The organism is Bdellovibrionales bacterium, from assembly GCA_016714165.1.
Classification (GTDB): Bacteria; Bdellovibrionota; Bdellovibrionia; order Bdellovibrionales; family UBA1609; genus JADJVA01.
The window spans coordinates 2,370,637-2,395,234 of record JADJNU010000001.1; the positions used below are offsets into that span (position 1 = coordinate 2,370,637).

Here is a 24,598-nt window from a genome sequence, read left to right on the forward strand (position 1 = left end):
GGAAAATATCTTCAGATACAATATCGAAGTGGAGTTAGATTTAATCACCCTTATAATCTCTGTGGTCTTATTACCCGAAGCAGCAGTTGCTCATAAAATGGGTAATTCGCTTTGCTGCCTTGTTTTTACGGATACCCACCAAGAATGCTTTGTGGAATCCTGACCATCCGTGGTAGATGCAACATCGTTGCAAATCTGACACCTGCGGTGTTATGATGGCCTTTGTGGCCTACCTAGGATGTCAATCACATGAAAAATAGAGTCATCGTTGCGGCAACCGTCGCAGCTATCCTATTAGTATTTGCATTTTTCCACTTCAATGGAAAAAGCGGAGGCCCTCCTTCGGGCGGAGGACCTCAGGTTCTTAACTGGGAGCGATTGGATATGCTCGACTACCGCTCGGGTCAAATGCCGGGCTGGTTAGAGGACCTGAACAATCAAACCGTTAGAGTTCCGGGATTTGTGGTGCCTTTGGAGGACAATTACGAATCAGTTTCTGAGTTTCTTTTGGTTCCGGATCCTGGCTCTTGTGTTCACGTTCCTCCACCTCCTCCAAACCAAATGGTCTATGTGAAGATGAAATCAGGCCAGCGTGTTCAACTGCGTGGCATTCCGATCTGGGTCACTGGGAAGCTGAAAATCGAAAACGTCAAAAGCCCTTATGGGATAGTGGCGTATTCACTTGAAGGAGACATTACACAACGGTTCGAGGGATGGCATCAGTTCGAGCAGTAAGAGGAGGATAAATGAAAATTGGAATATTGACCGCATTGGTGATCGGAGTTTTGTTGACTTCGGTTTCCTTTGCTAAGCCTAAGCGCCAGGGCCATGCGCATGTGCATGGTGAAGCGAAAGTCGATATCGGTGCTGACGGAACGAAAGCGAGTATCAGTTTCAACATCGACACTCACAGTCTAACGGGCTTTGAACACGCGGCCAAAACCGCAAAAGAGAAAGCCGCCGTCGAAAAGGTCTATAAGACATTTCGTTCGGGTATTTCCAAAATGTTTGCTTTCGATCCGAAGCTTAATTGCAAATTTGAGGAACGAAAGCTCCTTTTCGCAGAGGAAGGTCATCATGATGAGCACGATAATGACGACGACGATGATGACGACGATCACGGCCATGAAGGCCATCAATCGCTCGCCGGCGACTATAACGTCACCTGCGCGAAGAGAGTTGCGTCAAGCAAAGTGCGTATTGATCTCAAATCAAGCTTTAGCGCTATTCAAAAAATCAAAGTCCAAGTGCTTTCTGAGAACGGAGCCGATTCGGTTGAGTTGCCTGGGGCGGGTGAAATTAACTTGAGGTAATCCATGAGCGCAGCCATTGAAATTAACGATCTCAAATTCGCCTACGGCAATCATCCACCTGTTTTGGACATAAAGACTCTTTCCATTTCACAAGGCGAAAGAGTTTTCATCTACGGGCCAAGTGGGTGCGGTAAAACAACTTTACTCGGACTTATTGCCGGCGTTCTTGACCTTCAAGACGGCGCGCTTTCACTTCTCGGGAGCAGAATGGAAACAAAAACGCATCTTGAAAAAGACCATTTTCGAGGTGCGCACATGGGCTACATTTTCCAAATGTTCAATTTGATCCCGTACCTCAACGCATTTGAAAATATTGTTCTGCCCTGTAAGCTAACACCTGAACGCCAAAAGAGAATCCAGGGTGATATAAGATCCGATGTCGAGCAGATCGCAAAGCGTATTGGCATTACACATATTCTCAATAGACGCGTGACTGATCTTAGTGTCGGCCAACAACAACGTGTGGCCGCGGCAAGAGCGCTTCTTGGTCACCCCGAAATCATTATTGCCGACGAACCAACTTCTGCTCTTGATGCAGACCACAGAAAATCATTCTTGAATGTCCTTTTAGATCAGGCAAAGGCAACAAAAGCGACGGTCCTTTTTGTGAGCCATGACCGTGAGCTATCCAAGTTCTTCGACCGCGCAATCAGTATTCCTCAAATCAATTTGGCGAAGCAAAGTGTGGGTGAAGTATGAAAAATGTTTTCCACCTGGCTTTTAAATCTCTTTTGAATCGAAGAGTCAGTACGGGACTAACGGTTCTTTCCATCGCACTCAGCGTGATGCTCCTGCTCGGAGTCGAACGAGTGAGAAACGGCGCGAAGGAGAGTTTCTCTCAGACCATCAGTAAAACGGATTTGATCGTTGGCGCCAGGGGCGGCAACCTTTCGCTGCTTCTTTACTCAGTTTTCCACATGGGAAATGCGACCAATAATATTTCAATAGAGACTTACAAGCACTTCGTCGAACATCCTGCGATCAAGTGGACAATCCCAATTTCCTTGGGCGATAGCCACCGAGGATTTCGAGTAGTCGCCACGAATAAGAACTACTTCGATCATTATCAGTATGCCGGTGACAAATCCCTCACCATGTGGGAAGGCCGATGGAACGAAGGTCTTTTCGACGTAGTGATCGGATCGGATGTTGCCAACACACTTCACTACAAGGTCGGCGATCCTGTCGTGATCGCTCACGGAATCACTAGTGGGCCAGCTATTTTTGAACATACTGACAGCCCATTTAGGGTCGTCGGAATCTTGGAGCGGACAACAACGCCAGTTGACCGCGGACTTTACATCTCCCTGGAAGCAATGGAAGCAATTCACATTGGATGGGAAGGCGGGGCGCCAAAGAAAAACGGAACTCATGAATTCACAGATGAGCAGCTAAGGCCAAAGCAAATCACAGCGTTTTTTGCCGCTGCTCACGCACGAACAGACGCTTTGCGGCTCATGCGCGAAGTAAACGATTACGAGGACGAGCCACTCTTAGGCATTATTCCTGCGGTCACTTTGTCGGAGCTTTGGCAGAGTCTGTCTTACGCCGAGGTTTCTCTTCAGGTGATTGCGTTCTTCGTTGTGAGTGTCAGTTTATTGGGAATGTTGATTTCGATTTACACGACTCTTAATGAGCGCCGGCGGGAGATCTCAATTTTGCGCGCCATCGGAGGTTCAAGATCACTGACGATTATTCTTTTTGTTTCCGAAACTGTCTTCTTAACCGTCGCAGGGTGCGGATTGGGAATAGTTCTTCTGTACTCTGGCCTTTTCACTACGCAGTCACTCATTCAAAAATATGCTGGCGTCTTCATTCCGATTCAGTGGCTCGAAAAAACCGACCTTATCTATCTTGCAACGATTCTAGCCCTTGGATTTGTGTCTGGCCTTCTTATCGGCTACAAAGCTCACCGAAATAGCCTTGCCGACGGGCTCATGATCCGGGTCTAGATTCAGAGGGAGCTTACAGGCGCCTGTGTTCTTTAGAAAATCTTATGATGAGCCATTGCCCTTAAACCGCTCGAAGAAAACTGTCCACTATCATTGGGGAACTCTAACCTAAAACTTAAATCCGATATTTGCGGTATAAATCTTCGTTGAACGCGCATCATATCCACCCAGTTTTTGCAGATAATTTACGCTCAAATTGATTCGATTTGTAATCCCCATATCTGCACCCAGCAGCGTTCCATACTTAAAAGCTCTGACTCTATCTCGAGTCCCCGATGGTGAAAACGCGGCGTCGTAGGCGGGATCGTTACGTTCAGACATGTCTGCCTCTAAAAACAAACTGCCCGAAACTGTGAGTGGTCTACCACCTAAACGATTGAGTCTATAGCCGAAGCCAGTATCAATCGCCAAGTATGAATTTTGATGAGAGCCTTCGCCAGAGCCATAATGGATTAAGTTTCTCTGAAAAAAATCGTCGGTGATATTGAAGGCAGAGGTTAGACCTACGGCAAACATATCCAGCCTGGGATTTGAAAACTTATCCTTGTTGTATGATCGAAGCGGCGATGCTTGAACATAAAAACCAAATTGCTTCTCCAGCTCATGGACGAAGTCGCCTGATAAGCCTAGTGTTAAATAAGAACCTTGATCTCTTTCGTAGAAAAGAGTTGAACCCACCTGCTCTTTTGAACTGCTGAAACTGCCAGACTCAAAATAGACGTTTGAACTACCTAAACCCAGCAGGCCTTCAAAGCCACGAACATACTTCAGCTTATAGATGTCTATCTGAGCACCCTGAAACGACGACCTATTTTCATTTGGTTCTACTTTTCCACGTTCCGACTGTGTGCCGATACCAATATAGTTTTCCCCTGCACCAACTGAGCTTGGCCCACTGACAAAGGCCATTGCAGCAGTTGGTAAGAAAAGAAGAATAGTTAAAAGTTTTTTCATTTTTAGACCCTCCTGCATTTGCGGCACGACAGGCGATCGAGCGAAATTTTACCCGCCCCATCGACAACAAGCCAAATGAAAATTGAGATGTAAACGAACTCTGCCAATCCCAACAAATCCGTAAAATTCGCGATGTCAGACCTCTTTGCCGTGACGATTGCCACGATCATGGTCGCTATCAGAAATTTGTTTCATATCTTACCTCTTTTCTTTCAAATCCAAAATGCCACACAAAATTCCACGCTCAACCCAGTGGCTAAAGTTTTGGGAGATCGCTTGCGGATCCACACATTCAGATTGTGCCAAGACATCGCTCAGTGGAGTTCCATTTTTTAAATCTTGAACCAACCTGAAAATTGACATCTCCAATGCCTCCCAATGGACTTCATTTTGAAAGCGATAAATGATAATGCCGGTTTCCGCTCGCTTACTAACCTCGACCGAATCAATCCCAACATCGGAATCAAGAGCCTCGATCAGGTTACCAATCGACCACTGCGAATGAATGAGTCGCGCCGACGGATGAACCTGAAGGCGAACCTTCGGATTCGTAGATAAATCTTCTCGCCAGTCGTCCGTCACTGTGATTTCGCCCGCGTAAAATGATTCAATCCAGCTCCACTCAAAGTGAGCCAAATCTGAAACCCACTCGGCTAAATCGGCATCATCGACTTCTGCAATAAAACTGGCAAACCGGTAACCAACCTCATCAATCGAAGTGAATTTTGATGGATAAACTTTCAGATACTCAGCAACTAGTTTAGTAAATGCGTCGTCGCCAACTACTTTCTTGGTTCTGTGAAATGACTCACTCATGCCTTCGAGGATTCGAGAAAAATAGCCTTCGGCATAAACATCAAGGCGTTCAATAGAGGTGGCGGCTGAATCGCCGACGATGTATCTCATGTAAGATGGCGTGGGTCTTGTGTAGCGATCCTTACATTTCGTGATGTTTGGCGCAGGATTGTTTAAGGCTTCAGTGAGACCACGAGGATCGGTGATGATCCACTTGAGCCAAAGCTGGAGATCACGCAAAGAGGGAGCGTTGTTCATGTGCGTCCTCCATTTCCTGGATGATGATTTGTTGCGCTTTATCACTTTCACTTTTGAGTTGCGGGAAGTCCGGAATCTTGGCGTCCCATTCCACCATCGTTGAGACGGGGCCGAACAGTTTCGTCGCAGTCCGAAAGAGGTCCCAAACTTCGTTACATACAGGGGCGTCGTGAGTGTCCACTAAGATTTGACCTTGCCGAGAGTGACCAGCCAAGTGGATTTGTCCGATCCGCTCACGGGGCAATGCTTTCAAATAAGCCACGGGATCAAACTTGTGATTGAATGAATTCACATAGACATTGTTGACGTCAAGCAGGATTCCGCAGTCGGCCCGATTTGAGATTTCTTTCATAAAATCCCACTCGCTCATTTCGGAGTGTTTGAACGAAATATAACTTGAAACATTTTCGAGCAAGATTCGATGGCCCAAAAAATCTTGGACTCTGCGTACTCGCTCAACCAAATGGTCCATCGCCTCCACTGTAAACGGCAGGGGCAGCAGGTCATGGACGTTTTCTCCCGTGACGCTTGTCCAACAGAGATGATCTGAAATCCACTGAGGTTGAATTTTCTCGGCTAATTCTTTTAGTCTTTTTAGGTAAACGAAATTCAATTCATCGGTTGAGCCAATCGACAGCGAAACTCCGTGAAGAACGACGTTGTAGTCCTGTCTGATTGACTCAAGCACCTTTAAAGGTCGACCGCTACCCGATTGACTTAAGCCCATGTAGTTCTCTGATATAGCTTCAAACCAGCCGAGTTTCGGTTTGGATTGGGCGATATGAGAGTAATGTGGTGCTCTTAAACCAAGTCCGACTCCCAGATTCGGGAATAATTTTTCTCGTGTCATATTCTCACACCGCCCCTTCATAAAATCTAACCGACCAATTACATTGGCTTTGCTTCTTCAAACTTGACGTTCTTGTCCTTTTTGGCGAGCTTCTCGCACTCGGCGCGAGTTTTTTCGACAAAGCCCTTACCTTTGCAGCCATTATGACCTTTACAAGAATTTTGACCTTCCTGCGCGCATCCACTTTTGCCCTTACAAGCATTCGCTCCTACACAATGGCCCTTATCAGTGGACACACCTTCGGCAAGTGCAAGAGATGATAGACCAAGCGATCCCGCCGCGATGATTCCGGACAGAGCGGCATTGAGCAGATGATTATTCTTCATACGAGATTCTCCTTTAATTTGTGTAGGTGGCTTGGATTTGCCCAAACGCACCATGTTTAAGTTAACGATCCACAGGCTCATTCGATTGAGGTGGCAGAATGGTTACAACGATTTATAAGTGTATGTTTCGATTGATGTTTTTTCTCATATCGGTATAGGCTGTAACCTTCTTGGGGAGTAAAACGAAAGTATGAGTAAGGGCGCACGCCACCTAGACGATTCATCGGACGAAAAGCGCTTACAAGAGCTAATGAGGAATGCTCAAGGCGGAGATGCGATTTCATACCGCTCACTTCTCCTTGAGATTGAGAAAATGATTTCAAGTTTTGTGAAGAACAGCTTTTTCAGATTGGGATTAGTCGGTTCCAGTGCTTGGGAGGACGTCACCCAAGAGATTTTGCTGAGTATCCACGCGAAACGGGCGACCTACAATCCGAACCAGTACTTTTTGCCCTGGTTGTACAGCATCGCAAGATACAAGGTGATTGACTTTGCTCGTGCAGCAAGAACTGTTTCTAAATTTATTGATCTTGAATTGGACCTTTTGGAGCTTGATGTCGCTCATCCTCAAGTAGAGGAATCAAACACCAGTCGCGACCTGTTGGCCCTATTCGATGATCTACCCCAAAAACAGAGGCAGGTGTTGGAGCTCGTTAAGATTCAAGGTCTGACCATTGCCGAAGCGGCAACCGAAACCAGCTTTAGCCATTCCGACATCAAAGTGACCATCCATAGGGCGATCAAGACCCTGCAAAAAAGATTACGAGGAGAGATGTCACAATGAGGAATCCAAAACTCATTGACCAGCTCACCACGAATCTTGAAGCGGTAACACCTATTTCACCGCTTCGGAATACAGTCATTTGGTCGGCGGTCTCGCTCGCCTTTGTTGCAGTGGGCTTGACGATGATGCAGTTAAGACAGATCTCTGATGTGATCTCTCAACCGATGTCTGTGATTTCTGGTTTGTGGTTCTTGGTAAACTCCTTCTTCCTCGCGTTTGCCGCCAGTGTGGTAGGTCAACCGGGAAGAAAGAATCAAGGTCTCATTCTCTCAATCGGGTTTGCCACTTACTTGCTTTTGATCGGCGTTCTGCTTGGTTCTGCTATCACATTGAAAAATCCAATGGCTCTGTCAGGAATGGATTGCATCATTGGTGTAGGGGCTTTAAGCGTCATGCCGCTCATTTTCTTTTTGAGATTAGTAAGAAAATTGGCCCCGACGTCACCTTGGCTTATGGGCTTACTTCTCGGGATTTCAACTAGTGCATTAGGAGCTTTCGGCATCGGATTTTCATGCGCGATGGACGATCCGCTTCACTTATTGGTTTTTCATTTCGTTGCTCCGGCCATGGTGCTTGGTGGGATTGGAGCCTTTGCTGGTAAAAAGTGGCTGAGGTGGTAATTTCTCGTCCGTGCAACTACTGATCGGGGGATCGCCGCAACAAAAAGGAAGTCCTCAAATCTTCTGATTCTATCGCCACGGTTACCAATGTCGAAACGCCGATTTCAATGCTCTCATCTTTTCGCACAGCGGATTTGATTGGTAATAGGTAGCTCTTGAATTTTGAGTCATGCCAAATCGCTGTTTGCCAATGGGTTTTACCGATACTTTCCGTCGCTTTCAATCGACCCCAACCCTCTTCCAGACTAATATTCATCGTTTTTTTCAATTTCTGTGCCGTAATTCAATTTCTTCCCACTGTAGAATCGCCATGTTTTATGAACAATAAGCCGTGCTCCAAGCCCAAATCTAAAATAGCTCCAGACCCACTGGAAAAACACAAAGACCCTATTCTTGAATCTCATGAGGTAAATAATGTGAATAAAAACCCAGGCCATCCACGCAGTAAACCCCGTGATCTGAAGTCTTCCCGAGCTGACAACAGCCTTAGATCTTCCAATCGTCGCCATAATTCCTTTATCCCAGTATTGGAATCTGTTTCTGGGGCGACCATTTATTTCATCTAGTATTTGCTTGCCGACAAAATGCCCCTGTTGGATTGCCACGGGAGCAATTCCAGGAAGAGGGGCTCCCTCGTCATTTAGAGCTGCAGCTACATCACCAACTGCAAAGACTCGGTTATTAGCGGGGAGGCTCAGGTCTTTATTAACAACAAAGCGCCCTTGCTTGTCTTTTTCGACATTGGTATTTTCTGCAACACTTACAGGCTTTACGCCTGCGGCCCAAATAATTGTTTTGCTATTTATCCATTTTTCTCCTGCTCGAAGCCCTTCAAGGCTCAAATCACTAGCTCTTGTATTTTTAAGCACGTCTACGCCTAATTCTTTTAAGTCGTGTTCGGCCCTCGCAGACAATTTTTCGGGAAATGCCGGAAGAATTCTTGGATCAGCTTCAATGAGGTAAACCTTCGTTTGATTTAAGTCGGCAAGCCTATAGTCACCAACGAGGGTATTTTTTGCCATCTCAGCTATTGCTCCAGCCAGTTCGACTCCTGTTGGTCCTCCACCAATAACAGAAAAAGTTAAGTAGGCTTGCTGCAACTCCTTGTCTTTTTCTTTCTCAGCTAATTCAAAGGAAGTTAGAATCCGTCTTCTAATTTCTGTAGCTTGTTCGACATTTTTCAATCCAGGAGCAATGTTTTCCCAATCGTTTCGGCCAAAATAAAAGTGCTTCGCTCCACAGGCTATAACAATAAAATCAAACTCAAACCACTCATCATCATAAGAGATTCTGCAGTTTTCAACATCTATGCTTTGGACCTCGGCCAAAACAACATGGACATTTAAGTTTCGGCGAAAAAGACGCCGAATAGGAATAGCGATATCTGACGGGTTTAGACCTGCCATCGCCACCTGGTAGAGAAGCGGTTGAAACAAATGGTGATTCCTTCTGTCAATGATATGAACCTCGAGGTCTTTGGAGCCTGTTAACTTTCTGGCAACAGAAATGCCGCCAAATCCGGCTCCTATTATTGCCACAGACTTTTTATTCCCCTTTGATTTCATGAGCCCCCTAATTTAGTGGTGGGCCTTTGGACTATCAAATCGTTTTGATAGTGGTGGGCCCCTAAATCCTTCTGTATAGCCAATGTTTCTGCCAGCACTAACCGAGCTCCCAATCCCAAACCTCACCATCTTCAGGATGTATAATTGAATCATTTTTTTTGAAACCTAATTTCCTAAGAATATTAGTTGATGCGTTTTCCTCAGGTAAAGTTTGCGCTTTAATTAGAACTGATGCTCCAGAACTTTTGGCGATTTCTATCAATGTTCGTGCCATTTGAGTCGCATAGCCTTTTCCTTCAAAGTCTGGAAAGGTAAAGTAGGCTATCTCAACAGCCCCATCATGAATTGGCGTCTTAAAAGCACAACTTCCAATAATGGTATCGTCAATCAAAGCAAAATAAGCGCACCATGGCTTTTGGAATCCATTTTTCTTGTAGTTTTCGCAATTTGCCTGTGCAACCTGTTGCCCAAGCTCGGAAAGCAATGGATCAACCTCGGAAGTACCATCCTGCCTAATCGGTATTAACTTCAATTTTCCTTCCCGTAGCGGAAATATGCACTATAAAGTCGGGCGTTCGATCTGTATGGCGGAGGCGGAATTTTGAACCCAACTCCTCAATTTGCCTCACGTAAAAAAGTGTAGCATACCGAGGGCACACCCGTGGTTGTCGATATCTCTTTTATTTTTTTGGCAGATATAGCTTTGTTCCCTTCGCAATCGAAAATTCTTCCAGGTGAGCGGTGAGATCGCTTCCCGCTCCATTTGAGTAAACAACATGGCTGTGAATAGCAGTATCCGGATGGGTGAGTTTTCCTACTGCGTCACTAGCATAGACTCCCACGACTTCAGCCGTGATTGTCTTGTACTCACCTTCGTAAGGCAATTGCCTTTTAGATAGACTTTTTTTGTGCAAGCGCGCATGAAGAGGGCACGCACCATTGATTACATGTAAACGCACATTCTGAAGTTCTCCTGCCATCTTAAACATGAAAGGGGTTTTAGGGTTTAATCCCAAGCCTTCTGCAGACTTTCTAAGCCAGCCTTCAAGCTCTTGTTGGTTCATCGGTTGGCTAGTAACCACTTCAATCCAATCGTCGACTTGAGCACCTACAAACATGGTCGCATGGAGCTGACTGGTATCTACTTTGCTAGATACGGGTTTACCATCTTGACCGACTGTCGAAATAATGGTCCTGCGATCAACAATCGTAACCTCCCCCGCTAGACCCGCTAGCGCACCAATTCCCAAGTAGTTGGCTTTGTTCGAGAGGTCGACCAAATTGACTCTGCCCTCTGATCGTTGCTGACCCAAGGCCTCACGCATCGACCCGTATTGCTCAATCGGTCTGTTGGTTGATGCGCAACTAATCAAGAGTACACTGAGGGTGAACGCGCTAAAGAGAGTGCTTAATTGTTTCATAGTTATATCCTAACAATATTGTTAACTATAAATCACGGGAGCATCTCAAAGATGCTCTCGTGATACGACGTATTGCAGTGTGTGGCAGAGGTGTTTTTAATACAATTTAATTGAGTATTTTTAGGTAGTTAGCCTGCCGTTGGCCTCGTTGGGCCTCATATAAATACTAAATATTGAGAATAGGTTGGGAACAAGCTCACATTTTAGCGAGGAAATGTGAGCTTCGGCCAAATCATGGTGAAAAACGACATTTTCTCAAGGAAATGTTAAATTTCACACCATCCTATTCCTATGAATAAAATCCAAGAAACCAAACTTAAAAGCTCGGCATTTTTACTCTTGCGCAGGCCAATGAGCTTGGGATTAGCCAACAAAGCCTCTCTAAACTTGTGAAGCAGGAAAAAAATCAAAAGAATTGATCGTGGGATATTTCTTCACCCCGAAGCTAACCTTGGCCGTGAATACGATTTTCAAATTGCTTAAGCTAAACTTGGCCCCGATGCGGTGATTGGTGGGCTGTCCGCCCTTTTCTATTACAACCTCGCTGAGCAGGTTCCCAAACAAACATGGGTGCTGGTGCCACCTCATAAAATAACAAGTAATCGCTCTTACCGCTTGATTAGAACACAGACACCACTTGATAAAGGCATCGTGAATGGAAATGGTTATAAAATTGTTTCTATTGAACGGGCCATTGTAGAGGCTTTTAAACTCGCAAGTAAAATGGGTGAACGAACAGCGATCAAGGCTTGCCGACTGGCTATTCAACAAAGACAAACAACACTTAAAAAAATTGGAACGATGGCGAAGGAACTCGGCCTTACCACTAATTTTAATAAATACTCCGAAGCCATCATAGGATCATTACAATGACCACAAAAGCAAAAGGCACATCCATAAGACAAAAAATCATCGACCTTGGAAAGAAAACAGATGTTGACCCACGGGATCTTGAAACCCTCTTTATGATTGAGCGATTGGTGGCCCGTTTGGTGACCGACAAAAAGTTAGCGAGCCGTTTAGTTTTCAAAGGTGGATTTGTTGGAATAAAAATTTATGAATCGCCACGATATACCGTGGATCTGGATGCCTTGCTTGTAAAGGCTGATATTGAAAGCACATTAGAACTTGTAAAGGCAAATGCAGAGAAAGATTTGAATGATGGGGTGTGGTTCCGTTTTGAGAATCAAATCAATCTTGCGACCCAAGGCGAATACGGTGGCATCCGTCATTCATATAGAGCAGGCATTGGTGAAGTTTTAAAAAATTTAAAAAAAGCACAAGTTATCCATTTTGATTTGGGAATTGGCGATCCGATAACTCCGGGGCCACTGCAAAAACAAACCCCGTCCTTACTTACGGGAAATGATGAAATCAGTTGGGCGGTTTATCCTATTGAAACTATCTGTGCGGAAAAACTCCATGCCTTGATTTCCCACGGCGATCAAAATTCCCGCTCCAAAGATGTACATGACCTTGCGATTTTTTACCCAAGGTAGATGGGCCAACATTAAAACAGGCTCTAAAAAATTGCTTTGAATTTCGTTCTACCGATTTGCCTAAATCTTTTCATGCTGATATTAAGAATTTAAATACTGATTGGCTTGAGCGTGGTTGGGCCAGTGCTACCGACCTGCCCGGGCTAACCAGGTCCAATCTTTGTGTTAAGATGGGCCTCAAGACGGAGGTCAAAAATGGCGAGAAAGCGCTATACCCCAGAAGAAATTATCCAACATTTACGAACTGTTGAACTTGAGCAAGGCAAGGGCTCAAGCCTCGATCAAGCCGCCAAAAAAGTGGGGGTTACATCCCAAACTATCGTGCGTTGGCGCAATGAGTTCGGAGGACTCAAGGTGGATCAAGCTAAGAAACTCAAGGAACTCGAAAGGGAGAACGCCCGGCTCAAGCGCTTGGTGGCCGATCAGGCTCTTGATATGGCTATTTTGAAAGACGTGGCCGAGGGAAACTTCTAAGCCCGATCAGGCGACGTGAAGCGGTTTCTCATGCGATGGAAAGTTATCGTGTGAGTGAGCGCCGCGCCTGCAAGGTTATCGGGCAAGCTCGAACAACACAGAGATACCGACCCAGTACCGATGAAGAAAAGGAGAAACTTCGAGAGCGAGTCATCGAGCTGGCTACGGAGTATGGACGCTACGGTTATCGTCAAGTCACCAGTTTGATGAACAACGAGGTGGAAAGTGGGAAAAGACGCTGTGTTTACTATTTGGCAAGAAGAAGGTTTACAGGTGCCACAGAAGCAACCTAAGCGACGACGGCTGTGGCTTGCCGATGGATCTTGTATCAGGCTTAGGCCTGAGTATCCGAACCATGTTTGGTCTTACGACTTCGTTCAAGATAGGACTCATGATGGGAGACCCTTCAGGATTTGAACCTCATCGACGAATACACCAAGGAGTGTCTCGCGTCCTTTACAAAGCGCAGGATCCGCTCGCAGGATGTTATCCTCGTACTTGCGGAACTGTTTTTGACCAAGGGAATTCCGAAGCATATTCGATCTGACAATGGCCCGGAATTCATCGCCAAGAAGTTGATCCATTGGCTTAAACAACTGGAAGTAGCTCCTTTATTCATCGAGCCAGGAAGTCCTTGGGAGAACGGCTATTGTGAATCATTCAATGGGAAAATGAGATACGAGTTTTTAAACGGAGAGATATTTTACTCGCTATTCGAAGCACAAGTTTTGATTGAGAAATGGAGGGTACATTACAACACTGTGAGACCGCATTCGAGCTTGGGAGGAAGACCTCCAGCACCGGAAACTTTTCAACCAACGTTAAACATACTTGCAGTGTGAGTTGAACTTATGTAGTGGTACTAAAACTCCCGGCTGGTCAGTGATCCATTTTATCGATGACCATTTGAATGGTCTCCGAGTCAATTCCCGCCTTGCGCATCAGTTGCCGAACTTTTTCGAAATCATCCGAGTCAATCGCCTCAAAAAACGCATCAACCTTGCCGACCTCTGCCAGTCGCTCAAGAATAAGACTTCCCTCTAACTCATCTTCATTCATCTTGAAATCTTGTACAGCTGGATATTCCTCTTCGTATTTTTCACCTTCACAACCAAAATATGAAACCACTCTCTTGGTAAAATCGACATCATAACTTACGACTCCTGCTTTCCATGTGGCCGCCAAAAATTCGGGAAATGTACTTTTCCCAGCTTGATCAACTCGCAACACTTGGATAAGAGCTTCTTGGTTAAACTTTGGTACGTCCACAGCACCACTAACCAGCGGCACACCTTGCATAACAACAGGACCATCCTTTGTTAAAAACAAACTCTGGCAAGAGGGAAGTGACCAAAAATTTCGTGTCACACCTGATTGCCGCAATACTTCGGCAAAATATGGAAATCCACCAACTTTAGGTCGAATTTTCATTGCAAACTTCTGTGCCTCTATCAAATTTTCAATCGCTTTACTCATATTTAATTGTTATTTTATTTTCTCAAATTAGTCGAGCTTTCATCGAAAACTATTTTCTGATTTGCTTGAATTCCAGGCGACAATCCGGATTCTCAAAGACTGAGCTTGGTGGCAGCGAATGCTCCGATGCGAACACGTGTTCGTTCGCGCTTCAAATTGTGTTTAGGTGACTCCAGTAGAGCGATCAATTTTTTTAACGTATTGATATTTCTGACGGTTCCACCGCTTCTTGGTAATTGAAGTTTTGACCTACCCATCCCATTTTTGAAATAGATGAAAATCTCCCTCTTGCCATAATGCACCGATTCGCCGGTCGGACATTCGAGATATTTCTGATTCTGTTTAATGGTGCCATTCTGAAAAAAAATGCCAACTTTCGCATTCTCCTTTTTTTTGAATGGGTTGGAACCAAGTGTTTCCTTTAGTTCCTTTTCTGAGCGCAAAACAACGTCAATATGTTTTTTCAGTCTTTTTGCCAAACTTGTTTCTAGCGATTGCAAAATGTCTTTCTTGGACTTCGCAGTTTCAAAGATTACATTTCCGCTTTGGATGTAAGTTACTATTGATTTGAATTCCAATTTTTCACAGATCGAAACCAAATCTTTCATTGGCAGCTTGCTGTGTCCACCAACGTTAATTCCTCGAATCAAAGCTACAAATTTATTCATAATCACCCATCTTTGTTGAAGAACCTTGATGAGTTCTCCTATTTAGGAAAATGGTGGAGGTGTTCAAGACCCCACCAAGTTGTTGAAATCATTACACTCAAAGTCGTGCAGGTCAAATTCGGTTCAACTTTGAATCAATTGTTTGTGTTTTTAAAGTGGGATGACGCGGGAACAAAAATGAAGTTGAACTAATCATTTATGTTCGCGCCTTGATCTAGCCCTCAGGATTTCTCGAAGATTATGTGAGTTGCGTTTTCACCGCTGGCGTTTTCTTTTACGGAGTAGCCCAACTTTACTAGATTAAGTCCAACAAATAGATTCTCACCAGCACCGAGCGGTTTTGGAGAAACAGCAAGATGCATATAATCTACCAAGCCTTTAGACAAATACTGCCGAATCACCGAAACGCCGCCATTGAGACGGATATCTTTTCCGCTTGCAGCCTTTTGCGCTTGTTTAAGTGCGGATTCAATTCCGTCCGTGATGAAATAAAATATAGTTCCGCCTTCCATTTCAATCGGCTTTCGCTCGTGGTGTGTTAATACAAAAACCGGCGAATGGTACGGGGGATTAGGTCCCCACCAGCCCTTCCACTCCACATCTTTCCAAGGTCCACGAATGGGGTCGAACATATTACGTCCCATTATGTTCGCACCAATTCCTTCAAACCCACGCGAGGCATATTTATTATCGATGCCGGTCGTGCCGCCAACCTGACCTATCATTTTATGGAACGTGAGTGTCGGTCGAAACCATTCCATTATGGTCATGCCATTCTGGCCGAGCGGATTTTCGAGATTTTGATTTGGACCAGCTCCATATCCATCCAGGGATATTGAAAAACTCTCTACGCGCAGGCGGCTCATATATTCTCCGAACAAATATATATTCAGTTTTCAGAATTTTGTCTTACGTTGTTAGCCAACGCAAGACCAAATGGTGGAGGCGGAGTCGCTTCCTCAACTACTTGATACTACTTCAGTGATTTTTTGGTGTCCATGTTGTGTCCGTATTTTGATGGTAGAAATTAGGGAAATCGGTCGGGATACCACGGGAAATGGCGGGAAATCATGGCTTGGAATTCAAATAAATATCATTGTCCTTAATTTCCATCCAATATTCTGGGGTTGCCGTTATTTTAAAATTAAATTGCTCATATAATGTGTGCGCATCTTTTGTTGCCAAACAAATTCGACGAAAGCCTTTCATTCTTGAATGGCTCATTATGTATTTCATGAGAGCTTTTGATATGCCCCTTCCTCGGTAGTTAGGGTCAACAATGACGTCACAAAGCCAAGCAAAAGTAGCTCCGTCAGTGACTACACGGGCAAAGGCCACTTGAACATTTCCTATGTATGCCCCAAAGCATAGCGATCCATTTACTGCGGCCCTGAAAGTTTCCAGAGGAATACCCTTGCACCAATAGGCCCCTTTTAAAAGCGCATGTACGAACTCGACTCGCAATAGATTTTTGTCGTCACTAATTTTTATTTCATTATGTGTTCTCAGTTCCATAGCCAACCCTCTCGACCCTTTAAGTGCCTGTTATCATATTGATTTTTCTACGATATTTCTAGCCATCAGAGATATAACGATTTTCATTGATTATTACACGATAATCATGTAATTAACATCGAATATCGGTATTGGAGGAAACATGAAGGACTCAAAAATAATCGCGCGACTAGAAACTATATTCAAGTGGTTAGGATATTTGATGTTGGCGGCAGCTGTGTTTGCGATATTCACTACGGCCAAGGAATTTGCACGCACTGATATTGTTATGCCTGACGGTGTGACTCCAGCGAACACAGACATCTTTTATCTCATGCCACAGGTCACAAATTTGATTGTTTTTTTGACGCAAGCATTTTTCGTGTTGCTGGTCAGCCATGTGTTCTCGCTTATACGCGGAGGCACAGAAAAGCACTATCAATATGGCCAACGCTTGATGACAGTGACGTGTGTTGGATTTGTCCTGCATGGATTGTTGAGCTTTGGGAGTTGGGTTCACACAATGCTGACTTTGCCTCCGTCGAATACTTTTTCGGGGTCGATGCAGTATTTAATGACAGTTTCATATTGTGTGTCGGCGTTAGGTCGGTTGATGCCAGTGTTGTATGCGATCACAATTTTTGTTTTGTACCGACATTTTGTGAAGATGGTCACGTTTGAGTCTGAAGTGGTGTGAGTATGGCGATAAAGGTCAAACTTGCTGTTTTATTGGCTGAGCGACAGATGTTGTTGAAAGACTTGGAGGAAAAAACTGGAATTGCCCTCAATAATCTTTCCGTCCTAAAGACGGATAAAGCAAAGGCAATCCGTTTTTCAACTCTTGAAGAGCTTTGCAATGCACTGAACTGTCAGCCAGGCGATTTGTTGGAATATGTACCCGATGAAAAGGTAAAGGAGAGAAAATGAGAAAGATGTTTTTATTTTTAACGATATTCCCTGTAGTGTGTTTTGCATCAGAATATGATTTCAAGCTGCATCTGCCATGTGGCCAAAATGATGTATGCGCTCAATTTGATTCTGAGAGTGGGCCAGTCTCACTTAGAAAAGAACCCGAAATGGTGATCGGAGAAGTAAATCTTATTTCTGCCGATATTAACCAAGATAAGTTTGGTCGACCTGAATTAAATTTACAAATGAAGCCCGAAGTTGCCAAACAATTTACGGCTGTTACTGAAAAAGCGATAGGCAGCTCTATTGCTATCGTTGTGGGCACGAAAATTGTTTCTCAGCCAAGTGTAATGCAGAAAATTGAAAGCGAAAGTGTGCGAGTTTCATCAGGAATGGGTAAAGAGCCATTCTGGAGCAACATACCTTGGATTAAGTCCAAGGCGGCAGAAAAGCGTAATGCTATCGGAGAAGAGAATAATCGGTCGTTGATGATTTATGCGGGTATAGGCTTTGCCCTGTTGTTGGCGGCACTATGGTTTGTTTTTGGAAGAAAAAAATAAACTTACTTAGATAAGCAAATTGCGAAATTATTTTTGATTAAGTGTCCATCCCATCTGCCGATTCCCAGCCGAAAAGTGTCCAAACTTTTCGGGAAACATAGGGACAGCCCTGCTTTCAACTTCTAAACTTCAACTATTTCTGGGGCTAGCTCACCCATTCGCATTAAAGAAGGAACTAGAAAAACAACTTAAGTGGTTCTTTAGAATCACCGAAGCAGGGAGGCAAGAGGCTGACGTAGTCTAGGATTACAACTCACCGCTCCTTGGTAGCAATTAACCGTGAGTCAATACGCGCGACGGTTTTTTGAAGATCCAGTGTTCGTTAATTTTTCTCCTTAAACTCCTTCCGTCGAGATCGACTCGGCTCACTTCGGCTCGCGCCAATAAGGGCGCAAAAGCCGGAGCAGTAGACGAGTTTGTTAATTTATTCAGCTCGGCCGTTAGGACGCTCTTTTCCCCAATTTTTATTTATATCTTCTTTTGAAGACAAGTCTCCGCCGATACCCCATTAGCTTAAAAATGGGTGAATCGACACCTGGCACTGGAAGTACAACAATGTTAATCCACATTCAGCACTAGGAATGAAATCTCCGATTGAATTTGCAAAGGAACAGGAATCTATGTTAGCAAGCTAACGCCACCTGACTCAGGTTACTCGACCTACAGAATCTTGGGCCAACCGCCGTACATAGTTGAGTGACCATAATGGCAAGGCAAGTATCAGACTTTGTGAAACCTACCTTTTTGCAAGGCGTTTATATTCGATCACAGGCTACTCCTTGTTTGAAATGAAAAATGACGGGAGCTGCCGACAAAAGCCTTTCAATCACGACGAATGACCTGACCATCGAAGGTGAAAACTCTATTTCATCTAAAGGGAAAGACGGCGCTTTGACCCTTTTGCCTGGTCCGTCCGTTTCAATTTCTTCGGTTAAACTTTCGGGTAACGGAAAAATTGACATCAGAGCCGAGGGATCGAGCTATCTGGCAGAGCCTAACTGATTGGCCAGAATCGTTCACATTTTTTCTCAATCGTCTGATATTTCTTCGTTCAGTGCCTTCGGACTGGCTTTAAGTTCTCATAGCGGCGGATCCAAAGGCCGCCTCTCTTGTCGCTTTTAGGCTAGAACACTCTAACATCTTCCTTACCGGGAGGTATCAATCCTGATTTCTCGGATCGAGTATAAGTGTCCAATTTTTCTCTTTGAACCATCCGCGAGTTGAATATCGTAAGTGGTGCGGCTATCATTACCAAAAACTGGTACTTGGAGAATCACACCCTCAACAATTTCCTTCTGATTAAAGTTCAAGGAAGCGTCTATATAAAAAGCCGCATATTTCCCTACAAGTGCAGCATATTCAGCAGCTATTTCAGGCACTCCCCCATTAACTTTTACCTTATACCAAAATTTAAATTTCGAAGTGAAAGATTCATGGGTCGCGGTTGATACGGGCAGATTTACGCGCAACTCTTTCACCGTACGAGGGCTGACTTTCCTAATTAACCCATCCGCGAGTTGAATATCGTAAGTGGCGTGATTATTATCACTCAAATGTGGAACATGTATTAAAGTACCTTCAACTACCTCTTTTTTATTAAAATTCAAGCTCTCTTTCAAAAAAATGGCAACTTGTTTACCTTCCAGGGCCTCATGCTCAGCAGGCTTCAGTGGTAAACCCATTTGACCCATTTTCACTCTGTACCACGAGGAATAATTTGGGTTACCAGCAATTGAATCGTGACAACTCATTGCATGAACAGAGTTGAGTGACAACAATGGCAAGGCAAGTATCAAACTTTTTGAAACCCACATTTTTGCAAAGCGTTTAAATTCGATCACGGGCAACTCCCTATCTGAAATGAAATGAAGGTTGTTCAAGAAGCATGCCATCCATACACGTCCATTAAGTGCCGAATTGGCTCATGGGCCAATTCGGTTGTGCAGGGGGACATGTTGTACACCCATGAATTGCTTACATTATTTTCTTCGTCGTCTCAGAAGTTTTAGTAGGTCCCCGTGGGGAATGTAGTGAAATCTATCTTTAGTTATGGGGCTAATTTTATCACTATCAACTTGTAGCTTGAAAGCAGACTCTAAAAAGGCCGTGGATGATCCCAATAGGCCCGTCGAGCAGCTTAGGAAAGATGGTGATAAAACGGTAGAAGATGCAAATAAGGCAGCCGACGAAGTTGCAAATTCACGCAAGAATGGGAATGACTGTGCGCAGGACGCAATCTCCTCGGGCGGACAACCAGGGACAATTTCTTTGGATGGTCCGCCAGTTACAATTTCTTCGGTCAAATTTTCGGGTAACGGAAAAATTGAAAATAACGCTGAGGGATCGAACTATCCGGTGGAGACCAAGTGATTACGCGAATCTCAATTCTAACAGCGGCCCTCGTTTTCCCATTCCTAGCGGTGGCTGGTGTTGAAGCCTATCTTGGCATACCGCTTTTGATCCAAGAACTTGACCCAAGTGGCAAGGTAGAGAATCAATATTTCGACTCCTTTCAAGTTGACCAGAATAGTTCAGAATTTATTTCTCAGTCGCCAGATCTCTCATCATTCGGTGCCTTCGGAATAGCTCTGAGGTCCGATGGAAGTCCGTGTTCAAGAGATTTGATGTCTAAAACAGAAATGACCAGAGCTATTTCGGTTGGCAATGGGCGCAGAAATATCGACGCCTCGATGGTTCCGCCGATTCAGGATTTTCCGATTACGTCGACAACCACAATCCTAAAAGTGGAAGCCGACAGCCTTACGGTTAAGGTTGATCAAAAACTATTTGGTGGACTTGGAAGCCAGGCGTCAACTTTTTGAATCAACAGAGTGCCGAATTTGAGTGATGTTCCACATTCATTTACTCTTCCTTAAAAGGACGAGGCAAACAGAAAACCAAACACAGCCGTCGAGTCTGACCTCAAAAACTTGTCTCAGAGTGTCGTTCATCTCAATTCGCGGCCCGACGGAGAAAATCTTTTAGGAAATACGTTCGGAAGTGGCACGGGTTACTTCATTTCCGAGATCGAGTTCTGTCAGCAAGAGGGGCTGAACAACACAACGTTCAAGAATTGGAAATATCGACTATCCAAGGAAAGGACGAGAGGGAGTACTGGACGTCGAAAGCCCGTGAGGTGTGCTTGTGTGCCAGTGGATATTCGGAAACCAGGAGCTGCTTATTCGCTCCCTGACGCGCAATGGGTGGCCAAGCTGATCTTTTATTTGCAGGCAGGTAGCCGATGAAAACTCCCAACCAATTTGAGAGTGTGTTTCTGCATCGGGATCCTGTGGATGTACGCCGTGGGATTCCGGGGTTGAATCAGATTGTGGAGAGTCCCCAAATGGGCAAGTTGAACGGGAAAAATATTTTCGTTTTCTGTGGTCGACGACGACACACGATCAAGATTCTGTATTTTGATCGAAGTGGGTTCTGTCTATGGCAAAAGCAATTGGATGTGGAAAAGTTCCCATGGCCTAAGAAATCTATCCAATCATGCGACAATTCAATCGCCTTCAGAAGTCGAAGTCGTGGTCAAACAGACATCCTTCAATACTGCTAAACTGCTAAGTTGTCCGCCGAAATCTCAATAGAAGTAAGGACGAATTTCCAATCAACTCACCCTCTTGGCCGATAGCAAAGACCCTCGGTTCACGAGTCCATTTTTACTGCGCTCAAAGTAAGTGCACTAAAAATGAACTTACCGATTGATTCGGCCTCGCAATTGCAATAACGCACTTGCCGCTCCCAGATAACAATTTCAGTTTAAGACACTAGTGAAGTTCTAAATATCGTCACCAAGACCTCTCTAGGCACGTTTGCAAAAAAGCAGGATTTAAAAAAACTCAAGCCAAGATTGATGAACAATCGAGGTAAAAAATACTTTGTTTGGATGTTCACGATCGGAAGCTCAAAGAACATCGCGAAAGGTCACGTCGAGCCGGCGTCGGGCACCCGAACAGATTGCTCCTTGATGTGCCTTGCTCTGGGTCCGGAGTGATTCGGCGAAATCCAGATTCTAAATGGAAAATGAAAGAGGAGGAGTGCAATCGGCTTATTCATGTTCAGCGGGACATCCTGACGAATTATGTGAGCATGGTAAAGCCCGGAGGGAAATTTGTTTACGCCACCTGTTCTGTTTTCCCTTCATAGAATGAACTTCAAGTGAAATGGTTTCTTGAGAATCATCCAGGCTGGAAATTAGAAGAGGAGTTTCATTGTCTGCCTTCGCCAGTTGGATCGGACGGATTTTACGGAGTTCGATTAGCTAAGATTTAAATTTTGAAGTTGAGTCGGTCGCTAAATGAGAAAAAAGAGATCTGGTCAGTGTACAATGCCTGAACTGGCTGGCTCTCTCCCTTTAGACTTCCTGCTCCGGGTCTATCAATTCTTGAACTGCAGAAATGAGTTAATGGGCACCAGTCTGCCAGCCTTTGCAGCATCTAAGACATCTGCTAGTGTCGAAGGAGAGATCCTTGTTAGGTCCTCAATTTTTCTTCCGTAGACAGAGTTAAAAATAAGAGCAGCTTGAGGAGCGGTTGGAAGGTAAACAACCCACTCGTCTTCACCTTTCTTAACGGCCTCTAGAAAATCCCGTTGACTTGACCAGGCTGAATTGGTCAGAGTACTTTGGCTGACTCCGACAACTTGAGTTAACTTTCCATTCCCATTAAATCTGAGGCCAACCTTGTCAAACAAAGGCTCGTCTTTTATCAGAGATAAATTGTACCAAATAGCCATATCTAAGCCGGTCAATTGTCCCCTATTCATATCAATACTTATTTGATTCACGCTATCCAGTATGCGATGACGTCCTACATGTTTGAATGACTTCAGTGCATATTGGAGCACCAGCTCAGATACATGAGGGGATCGGGGTTTTTGAGTAATTGAATACCTAAATTCAACCTGGGTTTTTCCGTCTTGAGAAGGATATATTTTCTCTACGTGAGAGGTCGTACTATCGGGATTTCTCGCCGAACTCACAAATTTAAGAGTGAAACCATGACCCAACGGTGCGTCTCTTATGATCCAGGGTTGGGAAATCAAAGGAGAACCATTGAGGCTACACTCACACGAAGCTGTACCAATATAGGCGCTTGAATCAAAAACTTCGGTTCCATCGTCTTGATGGATGGTGAAATACATCAATCCAGATTGCGAAGATGTTTGTCGGAGATGAACTCTGGTGCCGGCGAGGGTATCATCCAGCTCTTTTTGAGTCGCACTTTTACCTTCTCTTTTTCGGTCCAATTCGAGCTTGGTTGCTGCGGGAATATTTGAATCTAAGGCCGAAATCCAGCTTAGATGCCATAAATCCACAACTTCTGCGTCCCGGTTAACTATTAGAGGGGTCAAATGTCCTCTGCATTTTTCCGTGGCTTTGACTGAGAGGCCGTTCGAAATAACAAAAAGGACCCAGATAACTGAAAGGTATTTCACAATTTCTCACGCCTTTTAGCTTGGTTATTTAATGCTTAGCGCTATTCCTATAAACTTTAATATTGCGCCAAGTCAATTTGTTTCTGTAGTATCTCCCAGAAATTCCTAAACACATTTGATCCTATGACTAAAAACAGTCCGAATAGGGTGCAATCTTTTCATTAATAAGGATCCCTTCCTCACCAGCCGTTCTTCCTAGAGTCTTAGAGAAAAAACGAATTAAACATCTTTTTTTTTCAACAAGAAAAGCTTTTCCCTTTTTCGCAATTGCAATGGCGCACTTGCCGCTCCCAGATAACAATTTCAGTTTAAGACACTACTCAAACAGCTGTCGAGCGAGCAGGAAGGCTCCGGCCAGGTGTCCGTCCCTGGGTTGTGGCGTCCGGTAAAGCAAGCTCACTCGAAGCTAATGTCCCAATAACTGGGCCTCCTGGCCTGCCCCAGCCTTGCAAGCGTGCAGGCGATGTCTGCAGCCCGCCCACTTGGGGCCCACACCTATCAACGGCACCAGCCCGAACACACCGTCCTTTACAAAATCGCAGAGGAGAACCTCGAGACTTTCCTAAGGCTCGTGCAAGAGGAGTGCGGGCGTCGACTCCCTGACTTTGTCGAGAAGGAGTTCAGGGACACCTTCACTACTGGTGATAGTCCATCGCAAATGGAAGTTCAGAAACTAGGAACCACTTACAAGCAATTGGCTCAAGAAATTGAAAGCATCTACGGATGGGTGATGAATGTAAATTTTGGAGTAGGTCACGTCATTAACTATAATAGAACTTGGCCTGAGATTACCTCCATGATCAATCCAGATCACCTTGATGAGATGATCGATCGACTGACTTATGATTTAGCTTTATTGGTGAGTATTCAAACCCGTATGACCGATCTTGATAAAGGTTCACAAACAGGGACAGCGTCGCCAATCAAAACAATCAACACGATTTTTTATCAAACAAATATTGTTAACTATGTTCAGTTTACGGAATCATTGATCGAGAATCTTGAAGTCATTCGGCATGCATTGAAAGTGCACCACCAAAGCCCATTGGTTCCTTCCAAGTCAGAAGATATTACGGTATACAACGAAATGGGCAGGGTCTCTTCTCGCCTTCGTGAACTCCCTGCTCTTCTTCAAAAGCCTTCTCCTTCTCATTTTTCTCACCGTTGACCGATCAATGGGAAGGGACTCACTTTTAGCGAACTCGCTGTCGCGTAATGGTCGCATATCAGTTGCATGG

At 44.6% G+C, this 24,598-nt stretch carries 32 protein-coding genes and 1 pseudogene; 19 read left to right on the plus strand and 14 right to left on the minus strand.

All coding sequences use genetic code 11. From position 1 onward, the window contains the following. Nucleotides 1–249: 249 nt before the first annotated feature. From IPJ71_10815 to IPJ71_10830, 4 genes are read left to right on the plus strand one after another with little or no spacing between them, the layout of a single operon-like run. The gene (locus IPJ71_10815; GenBank protein MBK7844170.1) at nucleotides 250–735 is read left to right on the plus strand and encodes a DUF3299 domain-containing protein; all 486 of its coding nucleotides are present in this window, start codon (nucleotides 250–252) and stop codon (nucleotides 733–735) included. Between the two features lie 11 nt (nucleotides 736–746). Continuing rightward, the gene (locus IPJ71_10820; protein MBK7844171.1) at nucleotides 747–1,313 is read left to right on the plus strand and encodes a DUF2796 domain-containing protein; all 567 of its coding nucleotides are present in this window, start codon (nucleotides 747–749) and stop codon (nucleotides 1,311–1,313) included. A 3-nt stretch (nucleotides 1,314–1,316) separates the two neighbouring features. Continuing rightward, the gene (locus tag IPJ71_10825) at nucleotides 1,317–2,012 is read left to right on the plus strand and encodes an ABC transporter ATP-binding protein (protein ID MBK7844172.1); all 696 of its coding nucleotides are present in this window, start codon (nucleotides 1,317–1,319) and stop codon (nucleotides 2,010–2,012) included. Further along, nucleotides 2,009–3,265, plus strand: a complete 1,257-nt coding sequence (locus IPJ71_10830; GenBank protein MBK7844173.1) for an ABC transporter permease — start codon at nucleotides 2,009–2,011, stop codon at nucleotides 3,263–3,265. The genes IPJ71_10825 and IPJ71_10830 overlap by 4 nt, the downstream gene beginning before the upstream one ends. 108 nt (nucleotides 3,266–3,373) lie before the next feature. On the opposite strand, the gene IPJ71_10835 is transcribed toward IPJ71_10830, so the two are convergent. The 4 genes from IPJ71_10835 to IPJ71_10850 form a co-directional block, all read right to left on the minus strand. Then, complete coding sequence (locus IPJ71_10835; protein ID MBK7844174.1) at nucleotides 3,374–4,219, minus strand: hypothetical protein; 846 nt, start codon at nucleotides 4,217–4,219, stop codon at nucleotides 3,374–3,376. A 198-nt stretch (nucleotides 4,220–4,417) separates the two neighbouring features. Further along, the gene (locus tag IPJ71_10840; GenBank protein MBK7844175.1) at nucleotides 4,418–5,272 is read right to left on the minus strand and encodes a putative DNA-binding domain-containing protein; all 855 of its coding nucleotides are present in this window, start codon (nucleotides 5,270–5,272) and stop codon (nucleotides 4,418–4,420) included. Beyond that, nucleotides 5,247–6,143 carry a DUF692 domain-containing protein gene (locus tag IPJ71_10845; GenBank protein ID MBK7844176.1) on the minus strand — a complete coding sequence of 299 codons (897 nt, stop codon included), beginning with the start codon at nucleotides 6,141–6,143 and terminating at the stop codon, nucleotides 5,247–5,249. The genes IPJ71_10840 and IPJ71_10845 overlap by 26 nt, the downstream gene beginning before the upstream one ends. Nucleotides 6,144–6,160: 17 nt before the next feature. Next, nucleotides 6,161–6,448: a hypothetical protein gene (locus tag IPJ71_10850; protein MBK7844177.1), complete on the minus strand. Its 288-nt coding sequence runs from the start codon at nucleotides 6,446–6,448 to the stop codon at nucleotides 6,161–6,163. A gap of 190 nt (nucleotides 6,449–6,638) precedes the next feature. On the opposite strand from IPJ71_10850, the gene IPJ71_10855 reads away from it, so the two are divergent. Together IPJ71_10855 and IPJ71_10860 are read left to right on the plus strand one after the other, a co-directional pair. Then, complete coding sequence (locus tag IPJ71_10855) at nucleotides 6,639–7,232, plus strand: sigma-70 family RNA polymerase sigma factor (GenBank protein MBK7844178.1); 594 nt, start codon at nucleotides 6,639–6,641, stop codon at nucleotides 7,230–7,232. After that, nucleotides 7,229–7,852, plus strand: coding sequence for a DUF1109 family protein (locus IPJ71_10860; GenBank protein MBK7844179.1), 624 nt, complete (start codon nucleotides 7,229–7,231; stop codon nucleotides 7,850–7,852). Before IPJ71_10855 ends, IPJ71_10860 begins: the two co-directional genes overlap by 4 nt. Before the next feature lie 16 nt (nucleotides 7,853–7,868). On the opposite strand, the gene IPJ71_10865 is transcribed toward IPJ71_10860, so the two are convergent. The 4 genes from IPJ71_10865 to IPJ71_10880 all read right to left on the minus strand — a co-directional run bounded on the left by IPJ71_10865 (nucleotide 7,869) and on the right by IPJ71_10880 (nucleotide 10,838). Continuing rightward, nucleotides 7,869–8,108, minus strand: a complete 240-nt coding sequence (locus IPJ71_10865) for a DUF1905 domain-containing protein (protein MBK7844180.1) — start codon at nucleotides 8,106–8,108, stop codon at nucleotides 7,869–7,871. Then, a complete protein-coding gene (locus IPJ71_10870; GenBank protein ID MBK7844181.1) occupies nucleotides 8,098–9,417 on the minus strand; it encodes an NAD(P)/FAD-dependent oxidoreductase in 1,320 nt (439 codons plus the stop codon). The genes IPJ71_10865 and IPJ71_10870 overlap by 11 nt, the downstream gene beginning before the upstream one ends. 97 nt (nucleotides 9,418–9,514) lie before the next feature. Further along, complete coding sequence (locus IPJ71_10875; GenBank protein ID MBK7844182.1) at nucleotides 9,515–9,949, minus strand: GNAT family N-acetyltransferase; 435 nt, start codon at nucleotides 9,947–9,949, stop codon at nucleotides 9,515–9,517. Nucleotides 9,950–10,097: 148 nt separating this feature from the next. Beyond that, nucleotides 10,098–10,838, minus strand: coding sequence for an acetolactate decarboxylase (locus IPJ71_10880; protein ID MBK7844183.1), 741 nt, complete (start codon nucleotides 10,836–10,838; stop codon nucleotides 10,098–10,100). 504 nt (nucleotides 10,839–11,342) lie between these two features. Here IPJ71_10880 and IPJ71_10885 point away from each other — a divergent pair. The 3 genes and pseudogenes from IPJ71_10885 (at nucleotide 11,343) to IPJ71_10895 (ending at nucleotide 13,653) form a co-directional block, all read left to right on the plus strand. After that, a complete protein-coding gene (locus IPJ71_10885; GenBank protein MBK7844184.1) occupies nucleotides 11,343–11,711 on the plus strand; it encodes a hypothetical protein in 369 nt (122 codons plus the stop codon). Then, nucleotides 11,708–12,337, plus strand: a complete 630-nt coding sequence (locus tag IPJ71_10890; GenBank protein ID MBK7844185.1) for a nucleotidyl transferase AbiEii/AbiGii toxin family protein — start codon at nucleotides 11,708–11,710, stop codon at nucleotides 12,335–12,337. Before IPJ71_10885 ends, IPJ71_10890 begins: the two co-directional genes overlap by 4 nt. A 195-nt stretch (nucleotides 12,338–12,532) precedes the next feature. Beyond that, nucleotides 12,533–13,653 (plus strand): annotated as a pseudogene (locus IPJ71_10895) (IS3 family transposase). 37 nt (nucleotides 13,654–13,690) lie between these two features. On the opposite strand, the gene IPJ71_10900 reads toward IPJ71_10895, so the two are convergent. From IPJ71_10900 to IPJ71_10915, 4 genes are all read right to left on the minus strand, one after another. Next, nucleotides 13,691–14,287, minus strand: coding sequence for a DUF1398 family protein (locus IPJ71_10900; GenBank protein MBK7844186.1), 597 nt, complete (start codon nucleotides 14,285–14,287; stop codon nucleotides 13,691–13,693). Nucleotides 14,288–14,379: 92 nt separating this feature from the next. After that, the gene (locus IPJ71_10905) at nucleotides 14,380–14,955 is read right to left on the minus strand and encodes a DUF1697 domain-containing protein (GenBank protein MBK7844187.1); all 576 of its coding nucleotides are present in this window, start codon (nucleotides 14,953–14,955) and stop codon (nucleotides 14,380–14,382) included. A gap of 221 nt (nucleotides 14,956–15,176) precedes the next feature. Continuing rightward, a complete protein-coding gene (locus IPJ71_10910; protein MBK7844188.1) occupies nucleotides 15,177–15,821 on the minus strand; it encodes a dihydrofolate reductase in 645 nt (214 codons plus the stop codon). 202 nt (nucleotides 15,822–16,023) lie between these two features. Next, complete coding sequence (locus tag IPJ71_10915) at nucleotides 16,024–16,470, minus strand: GNAT family N-acetyltransferase (GenBank protein MBK7844189.1); 447 nt, start codon at nucleotides 16,468–16,470, stop codon at nucleotides 16,024–16,026. Nucleotides 16,471–16,612: 142 nt separating this feature from the next. Between IPJ71_10915 and IPJ71_10920 the strand changes: the two genes are divergently transcribed. From IPJ71_10920 to IPJ71_10935, 4 genes are all read left to right on the plus strand, one after another. Then, entirely contained in the window at nucleotides 16,613–17,146 is a 534-nt protein-coding gene (locus tag IPJ71_10920; protein ID MBK7844190.1) for a hypothetical protein, read from the plus strand. 2 nt (nucleotides 17,147–17,148) lie between these two features. Further along, nucleotides 17,149–17,376 carry a helix-turn-helix transcriptional regulator gene (locus tag IPJ71_10925; GenBank protein MBK7844191.1) on the plus strand — a complete coding sequence of 76 codons (228 nt, stop codon included), beginning with the start codon at nucleotides 17,149–17,151 and terminating at the stop codon, nucleotides 17,374–17,376. After that, a complete protein-coding gene (locus IPJ71_10930) occupies nucleotides 17,373–17,918 on the plus strand; it encodes a hypothetical protein (protein MBK7844192.1) in 546 nt (181 codons plus the stop codon). Before IPJ71_10925 ends, IPJ71_10930 begins: the two co-directional genes overlap by 4 nt. 795 nt (nucleotides 17,919–18,713) lie before the next feature. Then, nucleotides 18,714–18,920: a hypothetical protein gene (locus tag IPJ71_10935; protein MBK7844193.1), complete on the plus strand. Its 207-nt coding sequence runs from the start codon at nucleotides 18,714–18,716 to the stop codon at nucleotides 18,918–18,920. 143 nt (nucleotides 18,921–19,063) lie between these two features. Here IPJ71_10935 and IPJ71_10940 read toward each other — a convergent pair whose 3' ends face one another. Next, on the minus strand, nucleotides 19,064–19,759 hold the full coding sequence (locus IPJ71_10940; GenBank protein MBK7844194.1) for a hypothetical protein: 696 nt from the start codon (nucleotides 19,757–19,759) through the stop codon (nucleotides 19,064–19,066). 208 nt (nucleotides 19,760–19,967) lie between these two features. Here IPJ71_10940 and IPJ71_10945 point away from each other — a divergent pair, with 208 nt between their 5' ends. The 5 genes from IPJ71_10945 (at nucleotide 19,968) to IPJ71_10965 (ending at nucleotide 22,070) form a co-directional block, all read left to right on the plus strand. Beyond that, complete coding sequence (locus IPJ71_10945) at nucleotides 19,968–20,288, plus strand: hypothetical protein (GenBank protein ID MBK7844195.1); 321 nt, start codon at nucleotides 19,968–19,970, stop codon at nucleotides 20,286–20,288. Next, complete coding sequence (locus IPJ71_10950) at nucleotides 20,285–20,740, plus strand: hypothetical protein (GenBank protein ID MBK7844196.1); 456 nt, start codon at nucleotides 20,285–20,287, stop codon at nucleotides 20,738–20,740. Before IPJ71_10945 ends, IPJ71_10950 begins: the two co-directional genes overlap by 4 nt. 108 nt (nucleotides 20,741–20,848) lie before the next feature. After that, nucleotides 20,849–21,163, plus strand: coding sequence for a hypothetical protein (locus tag IPJ71_10955; GenBank protein MBK7844197.1), 315 nt, complete (start codon nucleotides 20,849–20,851; stop codon nucleotides 21,161–21,163). Beyond that, nucleotides 21,160–21,480 (plus strand): IS66 family insertion sequence element accessory protein TnpB, encoded by a 321-nt coding sequence (gene tnpB, locus IPJ71_10960; protein ID MBK7844198.1) that lies wholly within the window; start codon nucleotides 21,160–21,162, stop codon nucleotides 21,478–21,480. Before IPJ71_10955 ends, tnpB begins: the two co-directional genes overlap by 4 nt. Before the next feature lie 326 nt (nucleotides 21,481–21,806). Next, nucleotides 21,807–22,070, plus strand: a complete 264-nt coding sequence (locus IPJ71_10965; GenBank protein ID MBK7844199.1) for a hypothetical protein — start codon at nucleotides 21,807–21,809, stop codon at nucleotides 22,068–22,070. Nucleotides 22,071–22,301: 231 nt separating this feature from the next. On the opposite strand, the gene IPJ71_10970 is transcribed toward IPJ71_10965, so the two are convergent. Then, on the minus strand, nucleotides 22,302–23,360 hold the full coding sequence (locus IPJ71_10970; GenBank protein ID MBK7844200.1) for a hypothetical protein: 1,059 nt from the start codon (nucleotides 23,358–23,360) through the stop codon (nucleotides 22,302–22,304). Between the two features lie 463 nt (nucleotides 23,361–23,823). Here IPJ71_10970 and IPJ71_10975 point away from each other — a divergent pair, with 463 nt between their 5' ends. Then, on the plus strand, nucleotides 23,824–24,528 hold the full coding sequence (locus tag IPJ71_10975; GenBank protein ID MBK7844201.1) for a hypothetical protein: 705 nt from the start codon (nucleotides 23,824–23,826) through the stop codon (nucleotides 24,526–24,528). Nucleotides 24,529–24,598 lie beyond the last annotated feature (70 nt).

What these genes read in the sequence shown, in the direction of transcription:
- IPJ71_10910 (MBK7844188.1), bottom strand. Translation starts at nt 15,821, where the DNA reads ATGAGCCGCCTGCGCGTAGAGAGTTTTTCAATATCCCTGGATGGATAT.
- IPJ71_10845 (MBK7844176.1), bottom strand. Translation starts at nt 6,143, where the DNA reads ATGAAGGGGCGGTGTGAGAATATGACACGAGAAAAATTATTCCCGAAT.
- IPJ71_10880 (MBK7844183.1), bottom strand. Translation starts at nt 10,838, where the DNA reads ATGAAACAATTAAGCACTCTCTTTAGCGCGTTCACCCTCAGTGTACTC.
- IPJ71_10835 (MBK7844174.1), bottom strand. Translation starts at nt 4,219, where the DNA reads ATGAAAAAACTTTTAACTATTCTTCTTTTCTTACCAACTGCTGCAATG.
- IPJ71_10930 (MBK7844192.1), top strand. Translation starts at nt 17,373, where the DNA reads ATGAGAAAGATGTTTTTATTTTTAACGATATTCCCTGTAGTGTGTTTT.
- IPJ71_10915 (MBK7844189.1), bottom strand. Translation starts at nt 16,470, where the DNA reads ATGGAACTGAGAACACATAATGAAATAAAAATTAGTGACGACAAAAAT.
- IPJ71_10850 (MBK7844177.1), bottom strand. Translation starts at nt 6,448, where the DNA reads ATGAAGAATAATCATCTGCTCAATGCCGCTCTGTCCGGAATCATCGCG.
- IPJ71_10855 (MBK7844178.1), top strand. Translation starts at nt 6,639, where the DNA reads ATGAGTAAGGGCGCACGCCACCTAGACGATTCATCGGACGAAAAGCGC.
- IPJ71_10920 (MBK7844190.1), top strand. Translation starts at nt 16,613, where the DNA reads ATGAAGGACTCAAAAATAATCGCGCGACTAGAAACTATATTCAAGTGG.
- IPJ71_10870 (MBK7844181.1), bottom strand. Translation starts at nt 9,417, where the DNA reads ATGAAATCAAAGGGGAATAAAAAGTCTGTGGCAATAATAGGAGCCGGA.
- IPJ71_10935 (MBK7844193.1), top strand. Translation starts at nt 18,714, where the DNA reads ATGACGGGAGCTGCCGACAAAAGCCTTTCAATCACGACGAATGACCTG.
- IPJ71_10860 (MBK7844179.1), top strand. Translation starts at nt 7,229, where the DNA reads ATGAGGAATCCAAAACTCATTGACCAGCTCACCACGAATCTTGAAGCG.
- IPJ71_10840 (MBK7844175.1), bottom strand. Translation starts at nt 5,272, where the DNA reads ATGAACAACGCTCCCTCTTTGCGTGATCTCCAGCTTTGGCTCAAGTGG.
- IPJ71_10820 (MBK7844171.1), top strand. Translation starts at nt 747, where the DNA reads ATGAAAATTGGAATATTGACCGCATTGGTGATCGGAGTTTTGTTGACT.
- IPJ71_10825 (MBK7844172.1), top strand. Translation starts at nt 1,317, where the DNA reads ATGAGCGCAGCCATTGAAATTAACGATCTCAAATTCGCCTACGGCAAT.
- IPJ71_10900 (MBK7844186.1), bottom strand. Translation starts at nt 14,287, where the DNA reads ATGAGTAAAGCGATTGAAAATTTGATAGAGGCACAGAAGTTTGCAATG.
- IPJ71_10975 (MBK7844201.1), top strand. Translation starts at nt 23,824, where the DNA reads ATGTCTGCAGCCCGCCCACTTGGGGCCCACACCTATCAACGGCACCAG.
- IPJ71_10865 (MBK7844180.1), bottom strand. Translation starts at nt 8,108, where the DNA reads ATGAATATTAGTCTGGAAGAGGGTTGGGGTCGATTGAAAGCGACGGAA.
- tnpB (MBK7844198.1), top strand. Translation starts at nt 21,160, where the DNA reads ATGAAAACTCCCAACCAATTTGAGAGTGTGTTTCTGCATCGGGATCCT.
- IPJ71_10815 (MBK7844170.1), top strand. Translation starts at nt 250, where the DNA reads ATGAAAAATAGAGTCATCGTTGCGGCAACCGTCGCAGCTATCCTATTA.
- IPJ71_10890 (MBK7844185.1), top strand. Translation starts at nt 11,708, where the DNA reads ATGACCACAAAAGCAAAAGGCACATCCATAAGACAAAAAATCATCGAC.
- IPJ71_10830 (MBK7844173.1), top strand. Translation starts at nt 2,009, where the DNA reads ATGAAAAATGTTTTCCACCTGGCTTTTAAATCTCTTTTGAATCGAAGA.
- IPJ71_10945 (MBK7844195.1), top strand. Translation starts at nt 19,968, where the DNA reads ATGGGGCTAATTTTATCACTATCAACTTGTAGCTTGAAAGCAGACTCT.
- IPJ71_10905 (MBK7844187.1), bottom strand. Translation starts at nt 14,955, where the DNA reads ATGAATAAATTTGTAGCTTTGATTCGAGGAATTAACGTTGGTGGACAC.
- IPJ71_10925 (MBK7844191.1), top strand. Translation starts at nt 17,149, where the DNA reads ATGGCGATAAAGGTCAAACTTGCTGTTTTATTGGCTGAGCGACAGATG.